The following is a 26996-nucleotide window of genomic DNA, read 5'->3' on the forward strand; positions in this document are numbered from 1 at the left end:
GCGTTTGCCTCTACCCTCTAGTAAGAAGATAGATCCTTGGGCTTCACCCAAGGGGGTTGCCCCATTCGGATATGCCCGGATCACCTCGTATGTGCCAATCCCCGGACCTTTTCGCAGCTTATCACGTCCTTCCTCGCCTCTGAGAGCCTAGGCATCCCCCGTGTGCTCTTGTCTGTTTCTCTTGGCGGGCTACCCACTACCCGTGCCCGAAAGCAGGAGCAGCAAGCAGCCACTGTACGGGCGTGGCCACCAGACCACGCACTCCGCCCTTCTTACTCGTATTGCCTTTATGTCAAAGAACGTGAACCAGCTCCTAATGAGCTGATGCAGCTGAATAGCCAGAAAAAGACGCATGGGTGGGGGGGCGCTGGCGAGCGGGACTCGTGGTCCCCACGCGCTCCAGAAAGGAGGTGATCCAGCCGCACCTTCCGGTACGGCTACCTTGTTACGACTTAGCCCCAGTTACCTGTTCTACCCTAACCGGCTTCTGTGACGAGCACCGGCTTCAGGTCTACCAGACTTCCATGGCTTGACGGGCGGTGTGTACAAGGCCCGGGAACGTATTCACCGCGTCATGGCTGATACGCGATTACTAGTGATTCCAGCTTCACGAAGTCGAGTTGCAGACTTCGATCCGAACTGAGAACGGTTTTTTGAGATTGGCATCTGGTCACCCAGTAGCAACCCGCTGTACCGCCCATTGTAGCACGTGTGTAGCCCTAGGCGTAAGGGCCATGATGACCTGACGTCGTCCCCGCCTTCCTCACTGCTTGCGCAGGCAGTCTGTCTAGAGTCCCCGCCTTGACGCGCTGGCAACTAAACATAGGGGTTGCGCTCGTTGCGGGACTTAACCCAACACCTCACGGCACGAGCTGACGACGGCCATGCAGCACCTTGCTTTGTGTCCCGAAGGAAAGGCCCATCTCTGAGCCGGTCACGCGCATTCTAGCCTAGGTAAGGTTCCTCGCGTATCATCGAATTAAACCACATGCTCCACCACTTGTGCGGGCCCCCGTCAATTCCTTTGAGTTTCACCCTTGCGGGCGTACTCCCCAGGTGGGATACTTACCGCTTTCGCTAAGCCAGTGACCGTCTGTCGCCACCAGCGAGTATCCATCGTTTACGGCGTGGACTACCAGGGTATCTAATCCTGTTCGCTCCCCACGCTTTCGTGCCTCAGCGTCAGTACCAGCCTAGTCAGCTGCCTTCGCAATCGGGGTTCTAGACGGTATCTATGCATTTCACCGCTACACCGTCTATTCCGCCAACCTCGTCTGGACTCAAGCCCGCCAGTATCCAGGGCAGTTCCACTGTTGAGCAGTGGGCTTTCACCCCGGACTTAACAAGCCGCCTACGCACCCTTTAAACCCAATAAATCCGGACAACGCTTGCACCCTCCGTATTACCGCGGCTGCTGGCACGGAGTTAGCCGGTGCTTATTCACCAGGTACCGTCAGTGTAGGACGCATCCCACTTTTTCTTCCCTGGCAAAAGCCGTTTACAACCCAGAAGGCCTTCTTCCGGCACGCGGCATGGCTGGGTCAGCCTCTCGGCCATTGCCCAATATTCCCTACTGCTGCCTCCCGTAGGAGTCTGGCCCGTATCTCAGTGCCAGTGTGGGGGATCACCCTCTCAGGTCCCCTAAGCATCGTCGCCTTGGTGGGCCTTTACCCCGCCAACTAGCTAATGCTACGCAACCCCATCCGTGACCAATAAATCTTTAACTACCAAAAGATGCCTCTCGATAGTCTTATGCGGTATTAATCCGCCTTTCGGCGGGCTATCCCCCAGTCACGGGCAGGTTGGTTACGCGTTACGCACCCGTGCGCCACTAATGCATTGCTGCATCCGTTCGACTTGCATGTATTAGGCCTGCCGCTAGCGTTCATCCTGAGCCAGGATCAAACTCTCCATTGTAGAAAATCCTGTTCGCTGCTGCTTCAGCAGCAGCCGTGTCTTCTGCGGTGGGTACCCCCCGCCCCGGTCCAGCCTATGGCCAGAGCCCGGACGCAGCGCCCCACGCGCCAGTTCCAAACCGCCCACCCGCAGGTGGGCAGCCCTTACCCAATTGTCTTTTCCAGCTATTCAAAGAACGTCTATCCCCTCCCTACTGGAGAAGATCCAGTGACCTAGCGACCCTAAGCCTTTCTGCTATTCTATTACTACTCCCCCGCCTCCGAGCGAAGCGGGCTGCAAAACTACAACTTCCTGCCGCTTCCCCGCAAGTCCCAAGCAAAACTTTTTTTGCCGGACGCACTTGCTTTTCCGTGCCGAGGAAACCAGGCCCCGCAGCGGGGAGGCAAAGGTACCAACCCACTAGCCCTTTTCCAAGTTCCCGCTCACAGAAAGTTTTATCCCCTTTCCATCAGCAGACTAGCCCAGGACCGGTTTTTCACCAATCGACCTGGCCTACGAGCTCAGCTGCCAGTTGGCTTTTACTAGGAACTGCCTACTCATCGCTTCCTGCTTCCAATCGAAACGGGCTGCAAAGATACACTCACTCCATCAGCCTATGCAAGCACTAGCCTAACTTTTTTTTCTGGTAGCCCAGCGCGGCCAACCGCCTCCACCTGAAACGGGCTGCAAACTTACACCCCCGGCCGTTACTTGCGCAAGTCCCTAGACAACTTTTTTATCAGCTCCCTCTGGTACCAGGACTCTGGGGGCGACGGGGTGGCTAACTGCTCGGACCTTGTTTCTGTTCCGAAATCCTGCTGAAATCTTCTCTGAAGGATGCATGGGGCAGTTTTTAGAAGATTATACTACGCAGAAGAGGTACATGTATGAGGATAGTTATTGAGTTGGCTTGGGGGTGAATGTATCAGATATTGCGGGTGTGCTGGCTCGGGGGCGCTTGACTTCATAGCTGTATATAGCTTGGCCTAATGTGGCTAAGAAGGGCAGTCCGACGGACTCGTACTCGTAGCTGCCGTCGTTGATAATGCCGTCTTTATTTACATAGAGTACGGCGCTGAGCATGAATTCTACATGCTGGGTGGAATCGGTGAAGTACGCTACGTCGGCCAGATAGCCGTGCGACATTCCTACTACATTATAGATGTACAGGCTTGAATTGAGACGTGAGGTAGGCTGTCGGCCGTAATAGAGATATTTCTTGTAGGTATCGAAGTATCGAGCTGAAGTATATAGGCTGTACTGGGAAGCGTGGGGCGTTTGCTGAAGGTATTGACGCAAAAATGTATAATCATTGGGGAATAAGTGAAAGCGCTGGGTAGGCACTACTGCTTCAGGGAAGATTATTGCTTTAAGTAAGTCGGTGCAGTGTTGAAGTGGTAAGTAATTGGCCGTTGTGAAATCGTAGGGGCGCGGGATGATGCGGCCACCGGCTTGGTGTGCATGGCCTTTGGTAACACGCCCCAAGGGAAAGCTGAATGGCCGCGGGTTGAATGCGGCGGGTTGCCGGTAGCAGACTTGCTGAGTAACCGGGTCACGGAATTCGATGGGATTGGTATGACGGTTGGCGACAGTATCGCAGGGAGCGAAACGGCGGACGATGCGGGCCGTTGGGTATCCTAGCTGAGCTAGCCGTTCATTGAGTGGCCGTTGGCCCAGAAATTCATAGAGGCGGTTGTATGCTTGATTGTCGCTGACCAGCAGCATTCGCTTTACGTAGTTGCCCACGGTGTTGATCCGGTCAGAATCGGGGGAGGTGATGTACGGGGCGGGGGTTTGACAGCGGAAAACGGCACCAGTTGCCATGGGTGAGCGGCGCGTGAGGCCGGGCTGGCGTAGCGTATTCAGCTTTTCGAAGGCGAGAATGGCAGTAGGCAGCTTAACGAGGCTGGCCGGGTTAAAATACTGCCGCTCATCAACCCGAAAAGTGTGGGTAACAAACCGAGGCTGCCGTTGTTGGTCGCGGTTGATTTGGGTGTAGATAATTTGCAGCTCATACTCGGCAGCGCGTTGTACCACGGGTAGCAGACGCGCATCGGCTCGGAGCAGGCTGTCGAGCAGCGGACTGTTCTTGGCTTGCGCTGGAGCAACTGCTGAGGCTGGAAAGCGGAACTGTGGGGCTGCTGATGGCAGCAAAGCCAGAATCGGCCACCAAAGGAGCAAGCGTCGCATGATGGGCTACATAGTCGTGAGAACAAAGATGGGCAACTACACCAACGACAATACCTGAGCAGCCAGGCCCAGGCGCTTTAGCTGCGAGCTAGTGGCAGCTGGCGCAAGTAATTGCTCCTCCATACAGCGGGAAGGGTCCAGACGTTACGTACCATTCCGGCTACTGGTCGAGGCGAAATAAGAGCCACAGTGACGCACGTTCCGGCTAACCATAGGCTAAACGGGTACATACGTCAACAGGACACTTCTCTGGCGATGCACGCCCAGTATCTTCTGACTATACGTATTAGTATCCTTCTCCCTATCCTGGCAGCTACACTGGCCCGCAACAAGTTGCGGTAGTTGCATCTATCTTTTTAAAAGAGCCATCCTGCTTAGAGTACAGCTTTATTAGAAGAATAGGTAGTAGTTATCTGCCTTATTCCTGCACTAGCTTGGTGCGGTGGGCGAGTAGTAGGTTGGAGTCGTTTTGGCGCCAGTTGTAGCCCGTGCCGAAGGGCAGCGGACGGGGCGGGGAGGTTTTATCGGAGTAAGAGGCGGTCAGTTCGGGCTGGTAGTGCTTGGCAAACAGGTTGATGGGGCGCTTGTAGGTGCCGTAGTAGGTAAGTTGCCACTCTGCGGGGCGGAAGTACTTCATAGCAATACCCGAATCATCCTGCAAAATGTAGTTGCTGCGCTCCAGGATGAGGTTGCGGACTTTGCTGAAATACAACTTGTGCATAAGGTAGGTGGCTGACTTCACGTAGGTAGCCAGTGGGCCGAGGCTGCGCACGTACTTAATCGGGGCCTGCTGGGTGGTGCCCAGCTTCCAGTCGCTCAGGTCGGCGGAGAAGTAAAGCACCGTTTTCTCCAGGCCGGCTTTGGACTGCAGCTTCAGCTCCACGCCCGGAATGATTTTGGGAGTGGACTTCGGGGCGGCGGTTGAATCGGCGGCTTGCAGCTGGCCGTCGGGGGTGAGCTGCACGTAGCGGAGGCCGGTTACGTGGTGGTCGGTGCGGGCGGCGAAAAGCAGGAGCAGCGGCAAGGCGCCGTCCAGCTCCACGGACTTTAACTCGACGGCCATGTCGTTGGTGCGAAAAAAGCTGAAGCTGAGCACCGACCACAACGAAGCCTTCAGGGCCGTGAAGAGCTTGGGATTTTGCAGCGTAGCGGGGCGCGGCACTGAGCCCACGGGCTCCAGGCCCATCAGCACGTAGGTACGGCTGCCGGGGAACATGGTGGTGACGTTGAGAAAGTCGGGGCCGCTGAAGGGGTAGAAGACCGTGGGGCTGGCGGCGCGCACTGTGTCTAGCTCCGTTGCCGCCCACTGCTCGATTTTGGCCGTGCGGGTATCATGGTAGGTGGTCCAGCTTTTGGCGGCCTCTTGGGCGTAGGCTTGCCAGGCCGGCTGCGTGGTAAGCGGCTGCAAGGTGCTGTGGGCCGCTACGGGCAGCCCCGCCAGGTAAGCGGCAACTTCTTGCTCAGCCGTGACAGCCGGAGCAGGAGCCGGCTCTGGTGTGGGCTGGGGCTTCGCAATCAAGGTGTCAGGGATGGAAATGGTGGAGGTTACGGGCTGCTCCGAAGAAGCTGAGTTGTGTTCGGAGCAGGCCACCAGCGACACCATACATACTGGCAGCAATAGCCAGGCAGCAAAGAAGCGCATAAAAAGTACGAGGGTGAGAGAAGCGAAAATATACGTTGCGCGCGAAAAGCACAGTTTAGGACCGGGCCGAGGTAGCCGGGGCCAGGTAACGGCCTAACCCATATACCACCAAACCGGCGGCCAGCGTGAGCAGCCCGTAGCGGGTTTCGGTGGGCTTATCCTGGGCAATAAACCAAAGCGTCCAGCCATTGAGCCCCAGGAACAACAGGGGCGTGAGCGGGTATCCCCAGGCGCGGTACGGCCGGGACAGATTGGGCTGGCGCACCCGCAGCACAAACAAGCCGAGCACTGTCAGAAACGTGAACAAGCTTAGCACGAAGCCCGCGTACAGCAGCACTTCCTCGAAGGTGGCGGTGAGGATGAAGGTAATTGTAAGCAGGGTTTGGAACAGAGTGGCACGCACTGGAATGCCAGCGGCGCTGCGGTGGGCCAGGAAGCGGAGGGCGCGCAGGTCTTCGCCCATGACCTGCACAATGCGGGGCCCGGCGAATATCATGGAGCTGACCGTGGAAACGAGCAGCGCGGCAATGATGCCGCCCATCAGCCGCCCTACCGCGGGCCCGAATAGCTCGGTGGCCGCCACGAACCCAACTTCAACCTGCCCGGCCAGCTTGGGCAAAGGCGTGGAGTAGAGAAAGACGAAATTCAGCCCCACATATACCAGCAGGACGATGGCGGTGCCCGCGAGCAGGATGCGGGGCAGGTTGCGCTGGGGCTGGTCGACTTCGCCGGTAAGGTAAACGGCCGCGTTCCAACCCGAATAGGCGTACGAGACATACACCAGCGACACGGCAAAGGCCGGGCTCAGCAGCGCCTGCCAATCGGGGGCGGCGCGGGGCAGAAACGCCAGGGGCTGAGGCGTGGCTACCAGCAGCCCGGCCCCAATGAACACCACCAGCACCAGCACTTTCAGGGCCGTGAAAGCCACTTGCAGACGGCTGCCGGCCTGGCGGCTGGTGGCGTGCACGGCCGTAAGAGCCACTACCACGGCCACCGACAGCCACCGCGGCTCCAGGGCCGGCCACACGCTTTGGGCATACTTGCCCAGGGCCATAGCCGCCAGTGCCGTAGGTGCCGCAAACCCCACCGTTGCCGACACCCACCCCGACAAAAACCCCAGCGCCGGGTGGTAGATGCGCGACAAATAGTGGTACTCGCCACCCGACCGGGGCAGGGCCGCAGCCAACTCACCGTAGCTCAGAGCGCCGCACAGGGCAATGACGCCGCCCACCACCCACAGCATCAGCAGCGCGAAGCCGCTCTGAATGCCTAGCACCTGAAAGCCCAGGCTGGTGAAAACACCCGTCCCGACCATGTTGGCCACCACAATGGCAATGCCGGTGAGCAAACTGATTTTATAGGAGTGGTCGGCAGACGCTGTGGGCATGAAAAGGAGCTTTTGGCAGGCCAAAGATGCACATTCTGCCCACCGCTATTCCATAAGCCACTTCTCAAAGCATGCCGGGCCCCTCGCTGGGCGCTCGGGCCAACTGGCTCCGATTGGCCCGGTGCAGCCATACATGACAAAGCCTCAACGAGGCGACACAACTGTCCACAGACAATGGGGGTCGTCCCGTTGAGGCTAGCTAGGCGTCACCAGCTACAAGCCGGGCGCTAGGCTTTCGGACGCTTGTAAATGGGCACGGTGCTGCACGGCTCGCCATACATAAGGCTGGCCGCCACGGGCAGCAGCTTTTGCATGATGGCCACGTAGGCGTAGGTGGGCACAGGCTTGTCGCCGCAGCCTTTCACCACCACTTTGGCGTCGCGGTACTGCTCAGCATCGAGGGCGGCAATAGCTTCGTGAAACAGCTCCTGCTCCAGGGCTTCCAGGTTACCGAACACGTAGCGGTGGGCGTGGCCGTGCAGCTTGGTAGCCAGCAGCATATAGGCCCACGTGGGCACAATGGCATCGGCCGAGCAAATGATGGCCACATTCTTGCCGTCGTACTGGCTCCAGTCGTGGGTTTTGATGAACTCGCGGAAGTCTTTCTCACGCAAAATCAGGCCGTGGAATAAGTTGTCCTTGATGTCATAGGCCACCCGCTCGCCGGAATGAATGAACTCCTCGAGATTGAGCGTGGTCAGGGCGCTTTGCGCCACGCGGTTGATGATTTCTTCCATTGGTAGAAGTGAGAAGTTAGAGGCGAGAAGTGAGACGCATCCTAGTGTAGGAGGTAAGAGTCGAACGAACGTAGTCTCACTTCTCACCTCTTACCATCTCACTTTTGCTGGTAGTAGTGTATACTTCTTTCAGGTAAAACGGCTCGTAGTAGGCTACGTCGCGGAATTCCTGGCGGTGGTAAGCAGCCAGGGCCAGCTCGCCGACGGCTACCGCCGAGGGCGCCACACCCGCCCGAAAAGCGGCGCGCGGCTTCCCGGCTGCTAGAGGCTGAAACTTAGCGGCTCCGCTGCCGAAGAATAACACGGAGTGGTGGGTTAATTGTTCGGCCAGCGTGTCGGGGTTGAGGATGAGAGGTGTGGGCGCCAGCACTTCTTGCCCTGTGTGCGTGTACAAAGCTGCGTACACCTCCTGGCGGCGGGCATCGAGCATGGGGCAATATAAAAACTGCTCGGGCCACGCCGTGCTGCTAGCTACCTGGTGGGCCAGGCTTGGCAGCGTGCCCACGGCCAGCAGCGGAATATCCAGGGCGTAGCACAAGCCCTTGGCCGCCGCCGCCCCAATCCGCAGCCCCGTATACGACCCTGGCCCATCCGACACGGCCACCGCGGCTAAGTCGGCCAGCGCGTGGCCCGTGTTGTCGAGCAACTGGTTAATTAATACGCTCAGGTGGGAGGAATGGGATTTTTCGAGCCGCAGCTCCGACTGCCCCAGAAGGTTGCCGGAACCCAGCTCATGTAACGCCACGGAACAAATGGGCGACGAGGTTTCGAGGGAAAGAAGAAGCGTGGGCATAAACTAGCTGTATCGGCCAAAGTTACGGTAGCAAGTCTCCTATTTCTACTAACGGCTCCCCTGCATTCAGTAACTCTATAGCATCTGGCAAAGCGGTGACCAACACTTGTTGCAACCGCTCATTTGAGGTGTTACCGCACGTGAGCCATATAATTTGAGGTGGCGTACCTAGCCGTTCGAGTAACCGCAGAAAGTCAGCATCTTTAGTAATGACTATAGCCTGAGCAGCTTTTGCTGCTATGAATATTTCTTCATCTTCCGCATCACGTAATCCTAATTCTCGCAGCGGTAATGCCTCAATCTTGAATTTCCAACGCAGCCACACAGCCAATAACGGCGACAATTGAGCATCGAGCCAGAAAATCATGCTGCCAATTGTGGATAGTCTAAACGCTGTGCAGCATACTGTAATGCTGCTTGAATATCAAGCGGTTCTAAATCAGGCATTTCAGCAAGCACCTGCTCTGCTGTGAGCCCTGCTGCCAGCAGGTTTAGCACATCAATCACCCGAATGCGCATACCTCGGATACAGGGACGGCCGCCACATTGGCGTGGATTGACGGTAATACGATGACGTAGGTTTTCCATGGCGATGAAAGTACAATAGATATAGAAGTGAAAAGCAACTCCTATTCGGAGCTGCTTTTCACTTCTACAAAACTATCAGAACTACTGCTTCCCCCCTCCGCGCTTAGCCTCGGGGCGGTTGCGGGCTTCCAGGGTGCCGGCTTTTAGCAGGGAGGCGTAGCGGTTCTGGTCGTTAAGCACGGCCAAGGCCATCAGGATGTTGGGGTCGTCGTCGAAAGAGGCTTCCACGCTGCCTTTCTGGAAGTAGTAGCGCGACACAATTTCCTGCTCCAGCAGCTCCCGGATTTCGGGTTTGAAGCGTTGCAGGTCGTTGGCTTTATTGACAGTTACCTTCTTGCGCATACCCTCCAGCTCGGCCTTCACGTCGTCGTAGTGCTTCTCATCCTTCACTTTCTTGGTGAGGTCGGCCAAGGCTTTTTCGGCGTCGGTGCTGTAGTTGATGTCCTTGCCTTTGAGGTAGTCGACGAACTTCTGGTAGTCGGCGTCCGACAACACAAACTGGCGGGACGGCGCAATGGTAGGATGCTCGGCGCGGTAGCGGGTGGCGTAGTCAAAGAGGTAGCTCTTTTGAAGCAATACGCGGGTGATGTCGGCAATTTCCCGGTCCTGCACCTCCACGTCGGGCGCTACGCCGCCGCCGTCGTACACGATGCGGCCAGCCTGGGTTTTGAAGGCTGTGCGCAGGGAGTCGGGCACTTTGCCCAGAGAGCCATCCTCGGCGCGGTGGGTGTAGTCGATTTCCTGAATGCAGCGGCCGCTGGGAATGTAGTACTTGGCGGTGGTCACCTTCAGCTGGGAGTTGTAGCTGAGCGGGCGCGTGGCCTGCACCAAGCCCTTGCCAAAGGTTCGCTCCCCCACCAGCACGGCCCGGTCGTAGTCCTGCAACACCCCCGACACGATTTCGGCGGCCGAGGCGGAACGGTTGCTGGTAATAACCACCATGGGCACCTGCGTATCGAGGGGCGCGTCGAGGGCCTTGTAGGTTTTATTCCACTCGGTCACCTTGCCCTTGGTGCTCACAATGTCGAGGCCCTTGTCCACGAACAGGTTGGAGACGTTGACGGCTTCGTTGAGCAGGCCGCCGGGGTTGTCGCGGATGTCGAACACCAGCTTCTTGGCTCCCATCTCCCTGAGCTTAGCCACGGCAATCCGGACTTCCTTGCCGGCATCTACGGTGAAGCCCGACAGCTGGAAATAGCCGACTTCCGGCGTCAGCATGCCATAATACGGCACGTTGTCGACCTGGATTTTGTCGCGGGTAATGTTGATTTCCACGGGCGCGTCCTGGCCGTAGCGCGTCACCATAAGCTTCACCTGGGAGTTGGCCTGGCCCTTGAGCAGCTTGCTGATGTCGGCATTCGACTTTTTGTCGACGGCCACCCCGTTGATGCTCAAAATTTCGTCACCGGGCAGCAAGCCGGCTTTCTGGGCCGGGTAGCCTTCGTAGGCGCTCTGCACCACGGTTCGGCCGCCGCGCTTCACCACCACGGCCCCAATGCCGCCGTACTGCCCGGTGGTCATAGTGCGGAAATCTTCGATGTCGTCCTCCGGAATGTAGTTGGTGTACGGGTCCAGGGACTTGAGCATGGCGTCGATGCCCGTCTTAACCAGCTTGGCTGGCGGCACCTCGTCCACGTAGTACGTATTCACCTCTTTGAAGAGGGTAGCAAAGATGTCGAGGTTTTTGGCAATCTCGAAATACCGCTCATTATCCGAACGGAAGGATACGAGCAAGGCGGCTCCACCGAGCAGTGCAGCGGCGGCCAAGGATTTCTTACGCATAGACAAGGCAGGCAGCAGGTAAACAACCCTACGAACGAGACGCTGCTTCGGCCGGCGGGGTTGCGTTGCCGGCGAGTAAACGCTCTAGCCCTGAAATTAATTTTTTTTCTACGAGCGTGAAAGGCTTTTTTTCCTTACCGCTGTAGATAATGGCTAATTGCCCTACACGGTGCCCGCCGGGAGCCTCCACGAGCCGGTATTTATTGAGCCGATAGGCCTCGCGCAAGAGGCGCTTGAGGTAGTTGCGGTCCACTGCCCGCTTGAAGCTGCGCTTGCTTACGCTCACCAGCACCTGGGGTGGGGCAACGCTCGGCTCAGCCAGGGGCAGCCACACCAGGCGCAGGGGGTATAAACCAAAAGAAGAACCCCGGCCGAATAGCTCGTCAATGAGCTTTTTGCGGCACAAGTGTTCTTCTTTCGGAAACGAGTAGGAGCGCGCGCCCAGCGTAGCAGTGTTCATTGCCAGGGAAGGCGGTGCGCCGGCAGCGGCTTAGCGCTTATGACGGCCTTCGTCGGATACGGTCAGGCGCTTGCGGCCTTTGGCCCGGCGGGCGGCCAGCACGCGGCGGCCGTTGGCGGTTTCCATGCGGGAGCGGAAACCGTGCTTATTGCGGCGTTTGCGCTGCGAGGGCTGAAAAGTGCGTTTCATGGTATTGTTAAGTGGCTCAGTGACAAGTAAGGCCGGCAAAGGTAAGCGGCGGATTTGGAAAAGGCAAACCCAATGTGGCCTAAGCTTCAGCTTGGGCCGTGTGCCAGTAGATGTTTTTTGATGCCTGAAGGATAATTGGTAATCTGGCGGCGTACGGCCCAAGCTGAAGCTTAGGCCACATTTTCGTTCCAATAGCTGTAGGGCCAGTCCTGCCAGCTATCCACCAAGCCTGCCTTCACCGGATTTTGTAGTACATACGCTACTACTCGCTCCGGCTCTCCATTTTTGCGCACCACATGGTCGTAGCTTTCGTGCTGCCAGAAGGTGCCGGTGCGACCCAGCAAACGGTTAGCAGCTAAAGCTGTACGGCCTTTCAGCCGTTTCATCATGTGGCTATACGAGCAGGAACCGTCCTCAGGCAGCTGCACAACCAAATGCGCATGGTTTGACATCAGACAGTAGCTAATGACTTTCACATTCGCTTCAGCCAAGCGGTGAATTTCCTCGGCGACGCAGGTGGCTACGCGCGGCTCGCGCAGCCAATGAGGACCGTCTTTTGCGTGGTCCAAGTAAGCATCGAGACGGGCGAAATGCTGCTTGTGTAGCCGGCGCAGGGCTTCTCGCTTTTCGGGCTCGGGCAGGGGCTGATGGAGTTGCTGGGTAGCGGCTTGTTCAGCTTTCTCGAGCAGGCGGTAGAGTACCTCGGCAGGTAAGGAGCCTTCTAGGCGAAAGGTTATAAAAAGGATAGCGCCGGGTGGCACAAAGTGCGGTAAATTGCGCTGGTAAAAGCTCATGTAGCGTAAGCTTTAGCTTGCGCCGTGCGTATAAAGCAGTCTTTGGCGCGTGAGCTAAACTACACTCTCCTTTCGACTTTGGCGGCGTACGGCCCAAGCTGAAGCTTAGGCCACACTTTTCTATGATCCACTACCACGTTTCCTGCGAGAACCCGCTCTCGTTCTACGTTCAAATTCAGATGACCTTCGAGGTGGCTAAGGGCACGGCCGAAGCCGTGGAGCTGCAACTGCCGGCGTGGCGGCCGGGGCGGTACGAGCTGCAAAACTTTGCCCAGAAGCTCCAGCACGTGGTACTGGAAGATGCCAGCACGGGTGAGGCCCTGCCCAGCCGCAAAATCACGAAGGACCGGTGGCAGCTCACGGGCGCCCAGGGCCGCACGGTGCGGGTGCGCTACAACTTCTACGCCCACCAGATGGACGCCGGTGGCTCCTGGGTTGATGAAACCCAGCTCTATCTGAATCCGGTGCAAGGCTTTATGTACGTGGAGGGCCGCCAGCAGGAAGCCTGCCAGGTGACGCTGGACCTGCCCGAGGGCTGGCAGCTGGCCTGTGGCCTGCCTCAGAGCGGCCCTAACATTTTGCAAGCCCAGAGCTTCGATCATTTGGCCGACTCGCCCCTGATTGCCAGCCCCACTTTGCAGTACCGCAACTACGAGGTGGATGGGCTGCCTTTCTACATCTGGATTCAGGGCGAGTGCCCGGTGGACTGGACCCGGCTGGTGGCCGACTTCCGGGCGTTTTCGCAGGAGCAGCTGTCCTTGTTCGGCTCGTTTCCGGCCCGCGACTACCACTTCCTGAACCAGATTCTGCCCTACAAGCACTACCACGGCGTGGAACACCTCAACTCCACGGTAATTGTGCTGGGCCCGGCCGAGCTGCTGATGAGCGAAGGGCTGTACAAGGAGCTGCTGGGCGTGAGCTGCCACGAGCTGTTCCATGCCTGGAACATCAAGAGCATCCGGCCGGCCGAGATGCAGCCCTATGACTACGCCCGCGAAAATTATTTCCGCACCTGCTTTATTGCCGAGGGCATTACGACCTACTACGGCGAATACCTGCTGGCCCGCGCCGGGGTGCGCACCGCCGAACAGTACTTTGCCGAGCTGAACACCGTGCTGCGCAAGCACTACGACGACTACGGCCGCTTTCACTTGTCGGTGGCCGATGCCTCGATGGACCTATGGCTGGATGGCTACAAGCCCGGCGTACCCGACCGGAAAGTGTCCGTCTACCACAAAGGAGCCCTGGTAGCCCTGCTGCTGGACCTGACGCTGCGCCAGCTTTCCCAGCACCAGCGCAGCCTCGACGACGTGATGCGCCGCCTCTGGACTGAGTTCGGCCAGACCGGCACTGGGTACACCGAGGACGACTACATCCGCCTGGTAAAGGAGGTAGCCGGGCGCGACATGCAGGCTTATTTCGACAAGTTCATCTACGGCACGGCCCCGCTGGAAGAACCCCTCAACCGGGTACTGGGCTTCGTGGGCTGCCGCCTGGTGGTGGAAGAAAACCCCTCGGTGGCCGAAGGCGTGTACGGCTTCCGGACGGTGGTAAAGAACGAGCGGACCGAGGTAACCGACATCCTGCCCGACGCCCCGGCGGCCCTAAGCCTGACCGTGGACGACGAAATCGTGGCCGTAAACGGGCGGCGCGTAGACCAGAACTTGCACGCTTTGCTCAGCGACGGTAGCCCCCAGCACGAAGTGACGGTGTTTCGGCAGAACCGTCTGCTCACCGTGCCCTTGGTGGCCGACCCGGCCCACCGCTTCTGGTCGAAAATTACGGTGCAAAAATTGCCCGTAGCCACGCCCGAGCAGCAGGCCAGCTTTCGGCAGTGGCTACAGCAAGATTTCTAACTGCTGAAAGCCGCCGAAGCCTGCAAAACCACAGAACAACAGAAACCCAAGGGAAATCAGAAGAAACCACAGCAAACCACCTACCGGAGCCAATTTGTTTGGTTCTAGCTTTGGTTTCTTTTGGCTTCCCTTGGCTTCCTTTGGTTTCCCAATCTGACTGCCTATTTCCCTTTTTTACGTCCGCTGTTTTCGTTGAGCCCCATTATGTACCGGTTGCGCACCGCCGCGCTAGTCGTGCTCCTGGCCTTGGTGCTGCCGGCTTGTTCCCTCCGTATGCAGCCTGCCGAAAAGCAGCGGCCTACGGTAGCGCTGCCCCCGCCCCCACCACCCAAGCCCCCGCGCATCTACCGTCTCGAACACCTCGACACGCTGGTGCAGCTGCCGGGGCGGGTGCTGCGCATCTACCCGGCGGCACGGCCCGTGTACGAAAAGCTGCCTGCCCCGGCCTGGGTAGCGCCCAAGCCTTCGTCGGCGGAGGAGGAAGAGCAATTGTTTCTGGACTTTGCGGCCGAGGAACAGCGCCGCCTGGCCAAAGCCGGCGCGCGGGTGCGGCGCACGGGCCGGGCCCTGCGCCTGCGCCCCACGGCTGCCCCAGAAGTGCGCTTGGTCAACAATCCGGTGGAAGATGACCGGCACGTGGCCTATGAATATCTGGCCAGCCTGCCCGAAGTTAAGCAGTGGCTGATTTCGGTGCACTTGTACGAAGGCGGCTACTACTTGCTGGTGGACCAGCGCAACGGCCGCCACACCCAGCTAATGGCTCCGCCCGCCGTTTCGCCCGATGGCCGCCACTTCGTGTGTGGCAACTCAGATGTGCTGGCCCGCTTCGAGCCTAGCGGCTTGCAGCTGTGGAGCGCCGAAGGCAGCGCCCCGCACCTGCTGTGGGAGCGGCAAACCGAGTGGGGCTGCACCAATCCCCGCTGGCTCGACAACAAAACCATCCTGTTTGAGCAGGATTTCTTCGACCGGGACGATGTGGACACCCGCGTGGTACGCCTGAAGGTGATACCATAAGCGGACAGGAGCCTCCAATATATTGGAGGCACAACTGCAAAAGTGGAGTTTTTTATATTTCCATGTATACACAACTTTTCATAGATTCATATTAAATATGCTATCATATAACTAACTGATTTTTATTTATATAATTATGATCAATCTACTTCGTGTAATATGAATTTTCTTATGGTATGCATATTGAATTGGACAAAGCTGCTGGCTTATTCAGCACGCAAAACTTCAATTCATAGCCTACATGTTCTTCCCCCTTTTCCCCTCCCCTACTTCCCCCAATCGGGTTGCGGCCACGTCACTGCTGGCAATTGGTGCACTGCTGGCACTTAACGCGTGCTCCGAAAAGCAGGACACCCCGGCCCCCGCTCCCATTGCCGTAACTGCCGACGCCGTAGTACCCGAGAAGCTGACGGGCACGGCCTTCGGAACCAGCCCAGCCTATAATCCCGGCTACGAGTTCGGCAAAGCCTTCGATGGCAGCCTGACCACTTTCTTCGACGCGGCTCCGGGCAGCGGCGGCTACGTGGGCTTGGAGCTGCCCGCCGGCCAGTCTAAAAAAGTGGTACAGATTCGGTTTGCCTCGCGTGAGTGGCTGGGCAGCCGCATGGTAGGCGGTAAGTTTCAGGGCTCCTCAACTAGCGCCACCAGCGGCTACGCCGACCTACACACCATCACATCGGCCCCAGGCAATGGCTGGCAAACCATTAGCGTCAACAACAGCAACGCCTACCGCTGGCTGCGGTACGTTGGCCCGGATGGCTCCCACTGCAACATTGCCGAACTGGAGTTCTACACCGAAGGCACTACCACCACCCCGACTCCGACTGACGCGGTGAGCGGCCCCCCGGCCGGCACGGGCTCCTGGACCAAATCGTTTGAAGACAACTTCGACAGCTTTGATGCGGGCAAGTGGACGAAGGGCTGGCCTTGCGGCAACGGCAACGATGCCCTCTGCACCTACGGCGACCCTGGCGTCCGGCAAAAAACCTACTATTCGCCCGATAACGTGTACATGGCCGACGGCAAGCTCCACATCAGAACCGAGCGTAAAGCCCAGGGCGGGCAAGCCTTCACTTCGGGAGCAATAACCACGGCCGGCAAGACGACCAGCCGCTTTCAGCAGAAGTATGGCTACTTTGAGGTGCGCATGAAGCCAGCCTCCAGCCCCGGCAACGACCCCGATTTCTGGGCATTTCCGCTCAGCAAGCAAGCGGTAGATGCCAACGGGAATCCTGGGCAGTATAAAGAGCTGGACTTCGCCGAGTTTGGCGGCCGGGGCGGGGTGGTGGCCATGACCTCGCACATGCCTTTTAAACCTAACCAGAGCTTCAGCAAGACTGGCGACTGGACCAGCGACTTTCACACCTACGGCGTGCTGTGGGAAGCCAGCAAGGCCACGCTCTACATCGATGGCGTGGAGCAGGGCTCTATTACGCGGGACATTGTGGATGAGCAGGGCGTACTTATTCTCTCCGACGAGGTGGATGACGACAATGGCTCCTGGTTTGGCGACAATGCCGGTTTCACGGGCCCCATCGTCACGCAAGTGGACTGGGTGCGGGTGTGGCGCAAAAACTAACTGAAAGGGAGCCCGTGACCAGCACGGGCTCCCTTTTTGCTTCTCACACCAAGGCCCGCACGGACGGCTAGCTCTAGCCATTCAGCCGCAAGGCCAAGTACAACCTGAAGTGTCCGGCTACCCCAATATGTAGCCAGACACTTCCTTTTCTTTATTCGTCTGCCGGCTGCCTGCCGCGATACACTATAAAAACCGCGTCTTCCTGTGCCGCTTAGTACACGCCCACGGCAGGGCTACCGCTGCCAACGGCCCCAATGGGGTCGGCCGCCGAAAACCAGGGCCGGTGGCCTCACTACAAGGTTGCGGGTTCAGTTGCCCACTGTGGTGCTCTTAGTTGTGGCTTCGTCTTTTTGTCCAGTTAAAAGCCAGGCCAGTTGGATGCCGTGGGCTTTCTCGCTAGGTTACTGCCTTACTTTGCTCTTCTACTTATCACTCGTATGCGTTGTTTGATTGGGGTGCTGCTCATCTGGCTAGGCAGCGTTAGCGCCATGGGCCAAGCCCAACGGCAGGTTGATAGCCTACGCCGCGTGCTGGCCGCTTCACCAACTCAGGATACGGTGCGCGTGAAAACTTTGCTCAAGCTGAGCAAGCAATACCTTGCCACCAAACAATCACGCCAAGCCGCCAACGCTGGCCAGGAAGGCCTGCGCTTGGCTCAGCAGTTGCGCTGGCAGCGAGGTCAGGCCAGAGCTTTTGATGTACTGGGCGACGTCTACTTGTATGAGAATGAGTACCAAGTTGCTCAGCATCATTATATGCAAGCGCTGGCCTTGTGGAAGCAATTAGGTAATCGGCGGCGTACCTACTTGTCGGCTTACAGCTTAGCCTTGGTTTTAAGCCACGTCAACGAACTTCAGGCAGCCATCAAAGCTTATCAGGAAGTATTGCTCTTAGTGAAAGAAGCTCAGGACACGGCTATGATTGTGCGCGTGTACTGTAATCTGGGCGCTAGTCTACAAAGGGATGATCGGCTGCCGGAAAACCGGTTGCCGGAAGCAATTCAGTTCTACCGGCAAGGAATCAGACTAGCCGAACTCATCCACGACGCAGAAATGCTCGGCCTGCTTTTGAGCAACCTAGGCGAAGTGTATAACACCCTTAAACAGCCGCAACAAGCTCTAAGCTATTTGTTTCGGGCCCAAAGCCTTGCCCAGAAAGGCACTAACCTGGAAAATAAGGCGCTGGTGGCCGGTGCTATTTCACATTCTTACCTGCTGCTGGAGCAGCCGCTTCAGGCATTAGGGCATGGCTTAAATGCCCACCGATTGGCCAAAGAGTCGGGGCAGAAATATATTTTGGCTGATATAAGCGACAATTTATCAAAGGTCTACATCGCCTTGAATGACTACCAGCTGGCTTACCGCTACGCACGCCAGAACTACGACTTGAAATGGCAAATCCTAGATGAGGAAAAAACTCGCCGTGTTGCTGACATCCAGGCCCGCTACGAGGCGCAGCAACAGGAGCGCGACATCCAGATTCTAACCCAGCGCAACCAGATTCAGCGCCTGGCCACGCGCCAGCAGCGCACGCTGCGCAACGTGGCGCTGGGCAGCAGCGTGCTGCTGCTGGGCCTGACGGGGGCGGTGTACTACCGCTACCGTAGCCGCCAGCGCCTGGTACGCCTGCTCAATGCCCAGAATCAGGAGAAAGTGCTGCTGCTGAAGGAGGTGCACCACCGCGTCAAGAACAACCTGCAAATCGTGCTCAGCCTGCTCAGCTCCCAGCTCAAAAGCCTGCGCGAGCCGGCCGCCATCGAGGCCCTGCGCGAGAGCCGCACCCGCGTGCAGAGCATGGCCCTGGTGCACCAGAACCTGTACCAGACCAACAGCCTGACCAGCATCCCCGTGCGCCCCTACCTGACGGAGCTGGTGCAGGCCATTGCCCGCGCCTACCAGAGCGAGGCGGCCACGGTGGCCGTGCACCTGGACCTGGCCGAGGCCCAGCTGTCCACGGGCACGGTGATGCCGCTGGGGCTGATTGTCAACGAGCTGGTCACCAACGCCTTCAAGTACGCCTACGCCACCAGCCCCCGCCCGCCCGAGCTGCACGTAACCCTGCACCCCACGGGGCCGCCGCGCACCTACTGCCTTCAGGTAGCCGATAACGGCGGGGGGTTGCCGGCGCTGGAGCTTAGTCAGGTTCGCTCGTTGGGCTTGCGCCTGGTGGTGGGGTTGAGCCGCCAGCTCAAGGCCACGCTGGCCGTGGAGCGCCCCGGCCAGGGCACGTGCTTCAGCCTGGTGTTCAGTGAGCCCGACGAGCCTGGCACCGCATCGTGAGCCGCAATGGGTGGCTGCCTGCGCCGAAATCTGCTACCTTGGAAGGTAAATTTGCTCTGCACACTACGCTTCTACCTTCATGTTGCCTTCGCCTATCCTGGTTGTGGAAGATGAGTTCATCATTGCCGACAACCTGCAAGACATCCTGGAATCGAACGGCTGGGGCCCCGTACTGCTGGCCGTGAGCGTGGAGGAGGCCCTGGCCCACCTGGCGGCCCACACGCCGCGCCTGGTACTGCTCGATATTATGCTGGCCGGCCCCCGCTCCGGTATTGAGCTAGGTACCCTGCTACGTACGCATTACCACCTGCCTTTCATCTACATCACCTCCCACGCCGACAAGCAAACCCTGCAACAGGCCGTGGCCACGCAGCCTCACGGCTACATTCTAAAGCCTTTTCAGGAGGAGGAGATTCTGGCAGTTCTCGACCAGGTGCTGGCCACTACCGCCCCGCCCCCGGCACCAGCGGCCTCCCTTCCGGATATCGTTAGCCAGTCGGCAGCCATTCAGGACGTTTTGGCCGCCTTGCAGCTGGTGGCCCCTCATCCGCATACCGTGCTCATCACTGGCGAAACGGGCACGGGCAAGGAGTTATTTGCCCGCGCCCTGCACGCGCAGTCGGGCCGGCCGGGGCCGCTGGTTACGGTGAACTGCGCGGCCTTGCCCTCGCAGCTAATTGAGAGTGAGCTGTTTGGACACGAGAAGGGAGCCTTTACCGGGGCCGTGGAGCGGCGCGTGGGCAAGTTTGAGCTGGCCGATGGGGGCACTTTGTTTCTGGACGAAGTAGGCGAGCTACCCTTGGAGCTGCAAGCCAAGCTCTTGCGCGTGCTGCAGGAAAAAGAGTTTGAGCGCGTGGGCGGGCGCCGGGTGCTGCGCGCCAATGTGCGCGTGCTGGCTGCCACCAACCGCGTGCTGGAAGACGAGGTGCAGGCTGGCCGCTTCCGCCAGGACCTCTACTACCGCCTCAACGTCTTTCCCCTGCCCCTGCCTCCCCTGCGCCACCGGCCCGATGATATTGAGCCCCTGGCCGAGCTGTTTCTGCGCCGGGCGGCGGCGCAGCTCCGCAAGCCGCTCACGGGATTTAGCGCGGCCATGCGGGAGGCCATGCGGCGCCACCCGTGGCCGGGCAACGTCCGCGAGCTGCAGCACGTCGTGGAACGAGCGGCCCTGCTGGCAACCACGCCCCTTATTACCGACCTGCGACTAGAGCCGACTGCCGCACCGGCCGTCCCCGAGGCCGTTTTCACGCCCCGCACCCTCGAAGATGCCGAGCGGGAGCTGATCCGGGCTACGCTACAGCACTGCAACGGCCGCATCCGCGGGGCCGGCGGCGCCGCCGAGTACCTGCGCATTCTGCCTACCACCCTCGATGCCCGCATCCGCAAGCTGGGTATTCAGAAAGAATTTACCACGGGTCGTAAGTCGTGAGAAGTGAGCGGTAACAGGTGAAAGGTTGGGGGCACTTGGAAACCCTTACTTCTCCAAAAACAGAAAGCGCCCCGCTGCTAGTAGCAGCGGGGCGCTTTTGATTTGAGCTAAGCCAGGCTTACTTGTTTTTCTGCTGCGAAGGATTGGGGTTGCTGCGCGGCTTATTGGCGCGCGCCGAGCGTACGGTGTTGAAGTTGCCGCCCGGCGTGTTGTTTTTAATCGGGTTGCCGCTTTCGGTAATCATGTTCTGGTTCAGGTTTTGGGTCTGATTACCGCCGCTGTTGGAGTGGTTGCGGGTTTCGGGGTCCACGGGCGTTGCGTTGGGTTGCAGCGCGTCGGGGCCCTGAGGAGTGTCTTGCTTTTTATCGGCGGGCTTATTCGACTGGTCTTTCATGGCAGTACGGGCGTAAGGTGGAAAACTCCCTTCTTGTACCGCGTTGCTTCCGGCAAGGTTGTCGAAAACCGCCGCTGGCTAGCCGCTCCGGTTAGGCGTTTTGCGCGGCCGTAGCCGGCACCACGGCCACGAGGTCGGCAAACTGCTGCTCCCGGGCCTCGATTTCCTCCGGCGTCAGGTTGAGCAGGCGCTCCGTGCCGAACTTCTCCACGCAGAACGAGGCCATGGCCGAGCCGTGAATCACGGCCCGCTTCATGTTGTCGAAGCTGATGTCGTCGGTGGCGGCCAGGTAGCCGATGAAGCCACCCGCGAAGGTGTCGCCGGCTCCGGTAGGGTCGAATACCTCTTCCAGGGGCAGGGCCGGGGCATAGAATACCTTGTTTTTGTGGAACAGCAAGGCGCCGTGCTCTCCTTTCTTGATGATGAGGTAGCGCGGGCCCATGCCCAGGATGGTTTTGGCGGCTTTCACCAGGGAGTGCTGGCCGCTGAGCTGGCGGGCTTCCTCGTCGTTGATGCTGAGCACGTCCACCATCTCAATCGTGGTTTTCAGCTCTTCCAGGGCCACATCCATCCAGAAGTTCATGGTGTCCATCACAATCAGCTTGGGCCGGTTGACGAGGCGCTGAATGACGAGGCGCTGAATCTGGGGCGTGAGGTTCCCCAGCATCAGGTACTTACAGTCCTGGTAGGAGTCGGGGATGATGGGGTCGAAGTCGGCCAGCACGTTCAGCTCCGTGGCCAGCGTCTCGCGCGAGTTCAGGTCGTTGGAATACTTGCCCGACCAGAAAAACGACTTTTCGCCCTTCTTGATTTGCAGGCCTTCGGTGTCGACGCCGTGCTCCTGGAGCAGCAGGATATCCGGCTGCGGAAAATCGTCGCCTACCACGGCTACCAGCTTCACGGGCTTGACGGAGTAGGAAGCCGACAGGCCGATGTATGTAGCGGCGCCGCCAATGATTTTGTCGGTTTTGCCGAACGGCGTTTCCAGGGCGTCGAACGCCACGGTCCCAATAACAACCAGACTCATAAGGCAAAAAAAGGGGAAAAGTGATGCATGCAAGTGTAGAGTACTGCCCGGCAACACCGGCGCCGGCCAAATCCTTCCGGCCAGGGGCAGAAAATTGGCCGCCAACCGGGACAGAGCAATAAAAAAGGCCTCTACCGGAGGAAGAGGCCTTTTCACGGTGGGTAAGTAATGGGGCTCGAACCCACGACCTTCGGAATCACAATCCGACGCTCTAACCAGCTGAGCTATACCTACCGTGTTGGGTATTGGAGCCACAAAAGTAGGCGCGCCGCGGGTATTTGCAAGCGTTTGGGCGAGTTTTTTTCACGCTCAGCGTCCACTATCTGCCAGTTCAGGTGCTTACGCCATCACGGCATTATACACCAGCCCCAGCACCAGAAATGCAGCCAGCAGGATGCCCAGGCACAAGGCCACGCGCACCCCCGCCGGGTGGTTGCTGCGCATAACGCTGAGGTTGAGAATGACAGCTCCTGCCCCGACGCCACCGCCCAGCAGGCCGCCGCCGACTACTAATAGCAGAGGCAGGCAGGCCACGATATATTCCCAAATTTGAAGCTTTTTGGTCAGAAATACGGCCTGCCCGTCCACGTAGACTTCCGGCACGGGGTCATGTACGCGGTTATGCACAAGCAGCTGCCGGTGGCTGCCATCGGGCAGTGGAACATGAAATTCCAGGCGCTTATCGAATAAGCCGTTCTTGGGTTGGGGCTTCAGCTCCTGATTATCGGCGTAGAGGCGGGTGCGGCCCGTCCAGAGGGAGCGGTCCAGCACCAGCGCGGGACCATCAGGCAGGCCGGGCAAGCGGAATGGAATCTTCATAACAGGTACGGTGGAAAGATATGAGGCTGCAAAATGCCCGGCCACCGCTTTACATCCTACCTTCCACGCCATCTAACCGCAAGCCGTATACCTGTTATATACCGCACTTGCCGGCTGGCAGGGCGTTGGGCGGCCTGAGCAAACCTGCTACCCCTGCCGCCGGGCCACCCATAGGCAAAGCCCTACCTTTGTGCTTCGCCATTCAGTCTTCGCCATGTCCGACACTCCGCAGCCCACTACTTTCGCCGATTTCAAGCTGAACAAGCAGCTGCTGCTGGCGGTAGAAGAGGCCGGCTTCACCGAGCCCACGCCCGTGCAGGCCCAGACCATTCCGCTGCTGCTGGCCGGCCACGACGTGCTGGGCATTGCCCAAACGGGCACGGGCAAAACGGCCGCCTTTGGCTTACCGTTGCTGATGAAGGTGAAGTACGCCCAGGGCCTGCACCCGCGGGCCCTCATCCTGGCGCCCACCCGGGAGCTGGCTATGCAGCTGGAAGCTCATCTGAAGAGGCTGGCCGCTTATACCGACTTGCGCATTTTTGCCATCTACGGCGGCCTGGGCCCCAAAACGCAGATTGAAACCATTGCCCAGGGCGTCGACATCCTGATTGCCACGCCCGGCCGCCTCATGGAGCTGTACCTGCGCGGCGACCTGGTGCTGAAGGAGCTGAAGACCCTGGTGCTGGACGAGGCCGACAAGATGATGGACATGGGCTTTATGCCCCAGATTCGGCGCATTCTGGAGGTGATTTCGCGCAAGCGCCAGAACGTGCTGTTCTCGGCCACCATGCCGGAGAAGGTGACCAGGCTGAGCGAGGAGTTTCTGGAGTTTCCGGTGCGGGTGGAGGTGACGCCGGCCGCTACCTCGGCCCAAACCGTGAGCCAGAGCCTGTATCAGGTGCCCAATCTGCCCACCAAAATCAACCTGCTGGAGTACCTATTGCTCGACTGGGACACGTTTCACCGGGTCATGATTTTCACCCGCACCAAGGAGCACGCCGACAACGTGGCCAGCTTTCTGCAGCGCAAGGCCCACGGCGAGGTGCGGGCCATTCACGGCAACAAGGGCCAGAACATGCGCATCAACGCCATGGAAGCCTTCAAGGCCGGCGACGTGCGTTTCCTGGTAGCTACCGACGTGGCGGCCCGCGGCATCGACGTGCCCCAGGTTTCGCACGTCATCAACTTCGATGTGCCGCTGGTGTACGACGACTACGTGCACCGCATTGGGCGCACGGGCCGGGCCCAGCACACCGGCGCGGCCATTACCTTCGCCAACGAGGCCGAAATGCACCACATGCAGCGCATCGAGGAGCTAATCCGGCAGCCGATTCCGCTGCTGCCCCTGCCGCCCGAGGTGCCGGTGGTAGAAACCTCCTTTCAAGAGCAGCAGAACATAGCCCGCGAAATAGATGAGCGGCGCAAGCGCGAAGACCCCACCTACCAAGGCGCATTCCACGAGCGGAAAGAGTGGGTGAAGCCCGGCGTCACCATCGACAAGCGCACCGGCCGCGAATACGTGGCCGGGCCCAACCGCAGCCAGAAAGGCCGTAAAGTCAACCCCTCCAAAGGCAAGTCGTCGTCTCCCACCGCCAAAGCCGCCCGCGCCGCCAAAGGCCGCGCCCAGCACAAGCGGAAGAAGTGAGGTAGTGATGAGGTGACAGGTGACAGGAAGAACGTCATGCTGAGCCTGTCGAAGCATCTCTCCCACTTCGTTGAACAAGCATCAGGAAGTTAGCCCTCGGGAGAGATGCTTCGACTTCGCCTCCGGCTGCGCTCAGCATGACGGTCTACTTGTCACCTGTTACCTCACCACCTACCGATACTGGTCGAAGATGGGCAGGTAGCTGAAGCGCACGGCCAGCAGGGTGAGGGCGCCGCCCCAGAGCAGGGCGCTCCAAAGCATGTGCAGCAGGATGCGCCAGCGCGGCACGTGCAGCTGGGTGGCAATGACGGTGCCGCCAATCGGGCTGAACAGCACTGGCGTGAGGAAGGCAATGCCCACCATGCCGAAGCGACGGTAGATGCTGACGATGGTGCGGCTGCGGCGGCTGAACAGGGGCTTGCCTTTCTCTGCCCGCTTACGCCGCTGATGCAGGGCCCAGGCCTTGCCTACGCTGGAAATCAGAATCACCGTCGTCATCATGCCCGCCACTGTGAGGCCCCACACCAGCCCGGCCGGCAGCCCCGCCGCCACACCCGCCACTGGCCCGGCTACAAACTTGAACATGCTCAGCGCAAAAACAGAAGCGTATTTCAGAAGGCTGGGTACCACGGAAGCTGCTAAATCGGAGGGTTCTGGGGGCGTCGTCTTTGAACGCAACGTCGAAGATAACAGGTCGGGAGAATGTGGCCCAAGCTTCAGCTTGGGCCGTGCAGGCGTAGGTTTCTCGCGGAGGTACGCTGAGGACGGCGCGGAGGTACGCTGAGGTCGTTCAACGGGCATGAGAACAGCTCAGCGTACCTCAGCAGAGAAACCTAGCCTGCACAAGCTAAAGCGTGTGCTACAGTTTGCTTCCGTACGCCAAGTCACCAGCGTCGCCGAGGCCGGGGACGATATAGGCCTGGTTGTTGAGTCGCTCGTCGATGGCGGCTACCCAGAGGCTGGCTTCGGGCACTTCGCGCGTCACGTACTCCACGCCTTGGGGGCTGGCAATGACGGCGGCAATATGCACCTGCCGCGGCGTGCCGAAGCGCAGCATGGCCCGGTAGGTCTGCACCAACGACTTGCCCGAGGCCAGCATGGGGTCGGCGAGGATAAGCACCCGCTCGTCGAGGCGCGGGGCCGACAGGTAATCAACCTGCACTTGCACCTGAGCCGTGCCCTCGATGCGGTAGGCCGCCGCAAACGCCGAGGGCGACTGGTCGAAGTAGTTCAGAAAGCCCTGGTGGAAGGGCAGACCAGCCCGCAACACCGTAGCCAGCACCGGAAAGTCGTGCAGGTGCTTGCTCTTGGATTCGCCCAGCGGGGTGCGCACGGTTTTGTCGGTGTAGCTGAGCTGGGAGCTGATTTTGTAGGCAATGATTTCGCCTAGGCGCTGGAGGTTACGGCGGAAGCGCAGGGAGTCGCGCTGCACTTCCACGTCGCGCAGCTCGGCCAGGAAGTGATTGGCCACTGACGGCTCGGCGCACACAATGTGCACGCGGGGATTGGGCTCGGCAGCGGCCGAAGATTCGGCGGAAGGGGGCGTCAGCGCATCCATTGCAGGTACCAGGGGCGTTGGGAGGTGAATGATAGCGCCGCATACGGCACGGGCGCGGCCCCGAAATTGGCGAAAAAACGGGCAATAGACGGTATCATGCCGCCCTCAAAATCAAGGACCAGGCCCGGCGTGCCGGCGCCGTGCCGGATAACGTGGTCGAGCAGCAGCTGGGGGCCGTGGGCCTTTTTTCCTTCGGCCGAAGCAGCAGCCAGCAGGTAAATCAACCCGCCCGTGTGGCGCACAAACAATGCTCCGGCCAACAGCTGGCCCGTGGCCGGGTGACGCACCTGCAACGCCCACGCCAGTTGCCGGTCCTGTAGCTCGGCCACCAGGTGGCGCAGGCGGCCATAGTGCCGCTCCCGCAGGCCCGCGGCCCGGCCTTTTTCCCGCCGAAACAACGCAATCAGCTCCTTCACGCCCGCGGCTTCCGTGACGACCAGTGGCTCAGGCTGCTTCTGGTTGTGGCGCAGGCGCCGCCGAAACTCGGCGGTGTAGCCGGCCAGCAGCTCGGCGTAGGGCGCGGCCAAGCTCAGCTGATAGGTATGGCGGTGGGTGAGCGAGAAGCCGGGCGGCGCGGCGGTTAGCTCCTGGGCGGTGTGCAGCTGCTGATAAAAGCGGGCGTAGCGGCCAGGTAGCAGGGCCAGATAGTCGGGCAGGTGGCGGTGCTGGCTGGCAGCAGTGGTGAGCAGGCCCAGCTGCTGGGTGAAGGGTGGCTGATATACCTCCCGGCCCCAGGGCCGCCACTTCACGGGCAGCGGCAGCACCGAGCGGTAGGCGCCCGTGGCTTCGTCCAGCTCTACCACGGCATCCCAGCGGCCAGCCGTGGCTTGTAGCCACCACCACTCGGCATAGGGCAAGGCCGCCGGCCGGGCGGCCGCCAGGCAGGCATCCCAGGCAGCACGGGTGAGGGCGGAGTGACGAAGCAGGCGGAGCGGCAC

Annotated in this window: 23 protein-coding genes, 1 tRNA gene and 2 rRNA genes (1 of these 26 cut by a window edge); 6 read left to right on the forward strand and 20 right to left on the reverse strand. The window is 59.5% G+C overall.

Annotated elements, in window-relative coordinates:
• The 13 genes from OIS53_RS11980 to OIS53_RS12040 all read right to left on the reverse strand — a co-directional run.
• A 23S ribosomal RNA gene (locus tag OIS53_RS11980) occupies positions 1-182 on the reverse strand; it reaches 2733 nt to the left of the window's first position.
• Between the two features lie 221 nt (positions 183-403).
• A 16S ribosomal RNA gene (locus tag OIS53_RS11985) occupies positions 404-1917 on the reverse strand.
• Together the 16S and 23S rRNA genes form the textbook arrangement of a ribosomal RNA operon.
• A gap of 876 nt (positions 1918-2793) precedes the next feature.
• A complete protein-coding gene (locus OIS53_RS11990) occupies positions 2794-4086 on the reverse strand; it encodes a class A beta-lactamase-related serine hydrolase (RefSeq protein ID WP_264678807.1) in 1293 nt (430 codons plus the stop codon).
• 418 nt (positions 4087-4504) lie between these two features.
• The gene (locus tag OIS53_RS11995; protein ID WP_264678808.1) at positions 4505-5728 is read right to left on the reverse strand and encodes a hypothetical protein; all 1224 of its coding nucleotides are present in this window, start codon (positions 5726-5728) and stop codon (positions 4505-4507) included.
• A gap of 55 nt (positions 5729-5783) precedes the next feature.
• Positions 5784-7115, reverse strand: coding sequence for an APC family permease (locus OIS53_RS12000; protein WP_264678809.1), 1332 nt, complete (start codon positions 7113-7115; stop codon positions 5784-5786).
• A gap of 227 nt (positions 7116-7342) precedes the next feature.
• Complete coding sequence (locus OIS53_RS12005; RefSeq protein WP_264678810.1) at positions 7343-7852, reverse strand: DUF2480 family protein; 510 nt, start codon at positions 7850-7852, stop codon at positions 7343-7345.
• A 76-nt stretch (positions 7853-7928) separates the two neighbouring features.
• Positions 7929-8645, reverse strand: coding sequence for a tRNA (adenosine(37)-N6)-threonylcarbamoyltransferase complex dimerization subunit type 1 TsaB (gene tsaB, locus OIS53_RS12010; protein WP_264678811.1), 717 nt, complete (start codon positions 8643-8645; stop codon positions 7929-7931).
• Between the two features lie 22 nt (positions 8646-8667).
• Positions 8668-9012, reverse strand: coding sequence for a DUF5615 family PIN-like protein (locus tag OIS53_RS12015; protein WP_264678812.1), 345 nt, complete (start codon positions 9010-9012; stop codon positions 8668-8670).
• A complete protein-coding gene (locus tag OIS53_RS12020; protein WP_264678813.1) occupies positions 9009-9233 on the reverse strand; it encodes a DUF433 domain-containing protein in 225 nt (74 codons plus the stop codon). Before OIS53_RS12020 ends, OIS53_RS12015 begins: the two co-directional genes overlap by 4 nt.
• A gap of 81 nt (positions 9234-9314) precedes the next feature.
• Positions 9315-11015, reverse strand: coding sequence for a S41 family peptidase (locus tag OIS53_RS12025; RefSeq protein WP_264678814.1), 1701 nt, complete (start codon positions 11013-11015; stop codon positions 9315-9317).
• 28 nt (positions 11016-11043) lie between these two features.
• The gene (locus OIS53_RS12030) at positions 11044-11475 is read right to left on the reverse strand and encodes a ribonuclease P protein component (protein WP_264678815.1); all 432 of its coding nucleotides are present in this window, start codon (positions 11473-11475) and stop codon (positions 11044-11046) included.
• A gap of 30 nt (positions 11476-11505) precedes the next feature.
• Positions 11506-11664: a 50S ribosomal protein L34 gene (rpmH, locus tag OIS53_RS12035; RefSeq protein WP_264678816.1), complete on the reverse strand. Its 159-nt coding sequence runs from the start codon at positions 11662-11664 to the stop codon at positions 11506-11508.
• A gap of 170 nt (positions 11665-11834) precedes the next feature.
• A complete protein-coding gene (locus OIS53_RS12040; protein WP_264678817.1) occupies positions 11835-12458 on the reverse strand; it encodes an REP-associated tyrosine transposase in 624 nt (207 codons plus the stop codon).
• A gap of 122 nt (positions 12459-12580) precedes the next feature.
• Here OIS53_RS12040 and OIS53_RS12045 point away from each other — a divergent pair, with 122 nt between their 5' ends.
• The 5 genes from OIS53_RS12045 (at position 12581) to OIS53_RS12065 (ending at position 20615) form a co-directional block, all read left to right on the forward strand.
• The gene (locus OIS53_RS12045; RefSeq protein WP_264678818.1) at positions 12581-14314 is read left to right on the forward strand and encodes a M61 family metallopeptidase; all 1734 of its coding nucleotides are present in this window, start codon (positions 12581-12583) and stop codon (positions 14312-14314) included.
• A gap of 273 nt (positions 14315-14587) precedes the next feature.
• The gene (locus OIS53_RS12050; RefSeq protein ID WP_264678819.1) at positions 14588-15328 is read left to right on the forward strand and encodes a hypothetical protein; all 741 of its coding nucleotides are present in this window, start codon (positions 14588-14590) and stop codon (positions 15326-15328) included.
• Positions 15329-15569: 241 nt separating this feature from the next.
• On the forward strand, positions 15570-16907 hold the full coding sequence (locus OIS53_RS12055; RefSeq protein ID WP_264678820.1) for a glycoside hydrolase family 16 protein: 1338 nt from the start codon (positions 15570-15572) through the stop codon (positions 16905-16907).
• 437 nt (positions 16908-17344) lie between these two features.
• Positions 17345-19186: a sensor histidine kinase gene (locus tag OIS53_RS12060; protein WP_264678821.1), complete on the forward strand. Its 1842-nt coding sequence runs from the start codon at positions 17345-17347 to the stop codon at positions 19184-19186.
• A 79-nt stretch (positions 19187-19265) separates the two neighbouring features.
• Positions 19266-20615: a sigma-54-dependent transcriptional regulator gene (locus tag OIS53_RS12065; RefSeq protein WP_264678822.1), complete on the forward strand. Its 1350-nt coding sequence runs from the start codon at positions 19266-19268 to the stop codon at positions 20613-20615.
• Between the two features lie 118 nt (positions 20616-20733).
• Here the strand turns inward: OIS53_RS12065 and OIS53_RS12070 are convergent, their stop codons facing one another.
• The 4 genes from OIS53_RS12070 to OIS53_RS12085 form a co-directional block, all read right to left on the reverse strand.
• Complete coding sequence (locus OIS53_RS12070; protein ID WP_264678823.1) at positions 20734-21009, reverse strand: hypothetical protein; 276 nt, start codon at positions 21007-21009, stop codon at positions 20734-20736.
• A gap of 91 nt (positions 21010-21100) precedes the next feature.
• Positions 21101-22036, reverse strand: a complete 936-nt coding sequence (locus tag OIS53_RS12075; protein WP_264678824.1) for a PfkB family carbohydrate kinase — start codon at positions 22034-22036, stop codon at positions 21101-21103.
• A 160-nt stretch (positions 22037-22196) separates the two neighbouring features.
• Positions 22197-22270 (reverse strand) — tRNA-His (locus OIS53_RS12080).
• A 105-nt stretch (positions 22271-22375) separates the two neighbouring features.
• A complete protein-coding gene (locus OIS53_RS12085; RefSeq protein WP_264678825.1) occupies positions 22376-22855 on the reverse strand; it encodes a hypothetical protein in 480 nt (159 codons plus the stop codon).
• Between the two features lie 214 nt (positions 22856-23069).
• Between OIS53_RS12085 and OIS53_RS12090 the strand changes: the two genes are divergently transcribed.
• Positions 23070-24500 (forward strand): DEAD/DEAH box helicase, encoded by a 1431-nt coding sequence (locus tag OIS53_RS12090; RefSeq protein WP_264678826.1) that lies wholly within the window; start codon positions 23070-23072, stop codon positions 24498-24500.
• Between the two features lie 171 nt (positions 24501-24671).
• Here the strand turns inward: OIS53_RS12090 and OIS53_RS12095 are convergent, their stop codons facing one another.
• From OIS53_RS12095 to OIS53_RS12105, 3 genes are all read right to left on the reverse strand, one after another.
• Positions 24672-25085 carry a hypothetical protein gene (locus OIS53_RS12095; RefSeq protein WP_264678827.1) on the reverse strand — a complete coding sequence of 138 codons (414 nt, stop codon included), beginning with the start codon at positions 25083-25085 and terminating at the stop codon, positions 24672-24674.
• A 274-nt stretch (positions 25086-25359) separates the two neighbouring features.
• Positions 25360-26058 carry a uracil phosphoribosyltransferase gene (gene upp / locus OIS53_RS12100; RefSeq protein ID WP_264678828.1) on the reverse strand — a complete coding sequence of 233 codons (699 nt, stop codon included), beginning with the start codon at positions 26056-26058 and terminating at the stop codon, positions 25360-25362.
• Positions 26046-26996, reverse strand: coding sequence for a GNAT family N-acetyltransferase (locus tag OIS53_RS12105; RefSeq protein ID WP_264678829.1), 951 nt, complete (start codon positions 26994-26996; stop codon positions 26046-26048). Before OIS53_RS12105 ends, upp begins: the two co-directional genes overlap by 13 nt.

The sequence above is a fragment of the Hymenobacter sp. YIM 151500-1 genome (genome assembly GCF_025979885.1).
Classification (GTDB): domain Bacteria; phylum Bacteroidota; class Bacteroidia; order Cytophagales; family Hymenobacteraceae; genus Hymenobacter.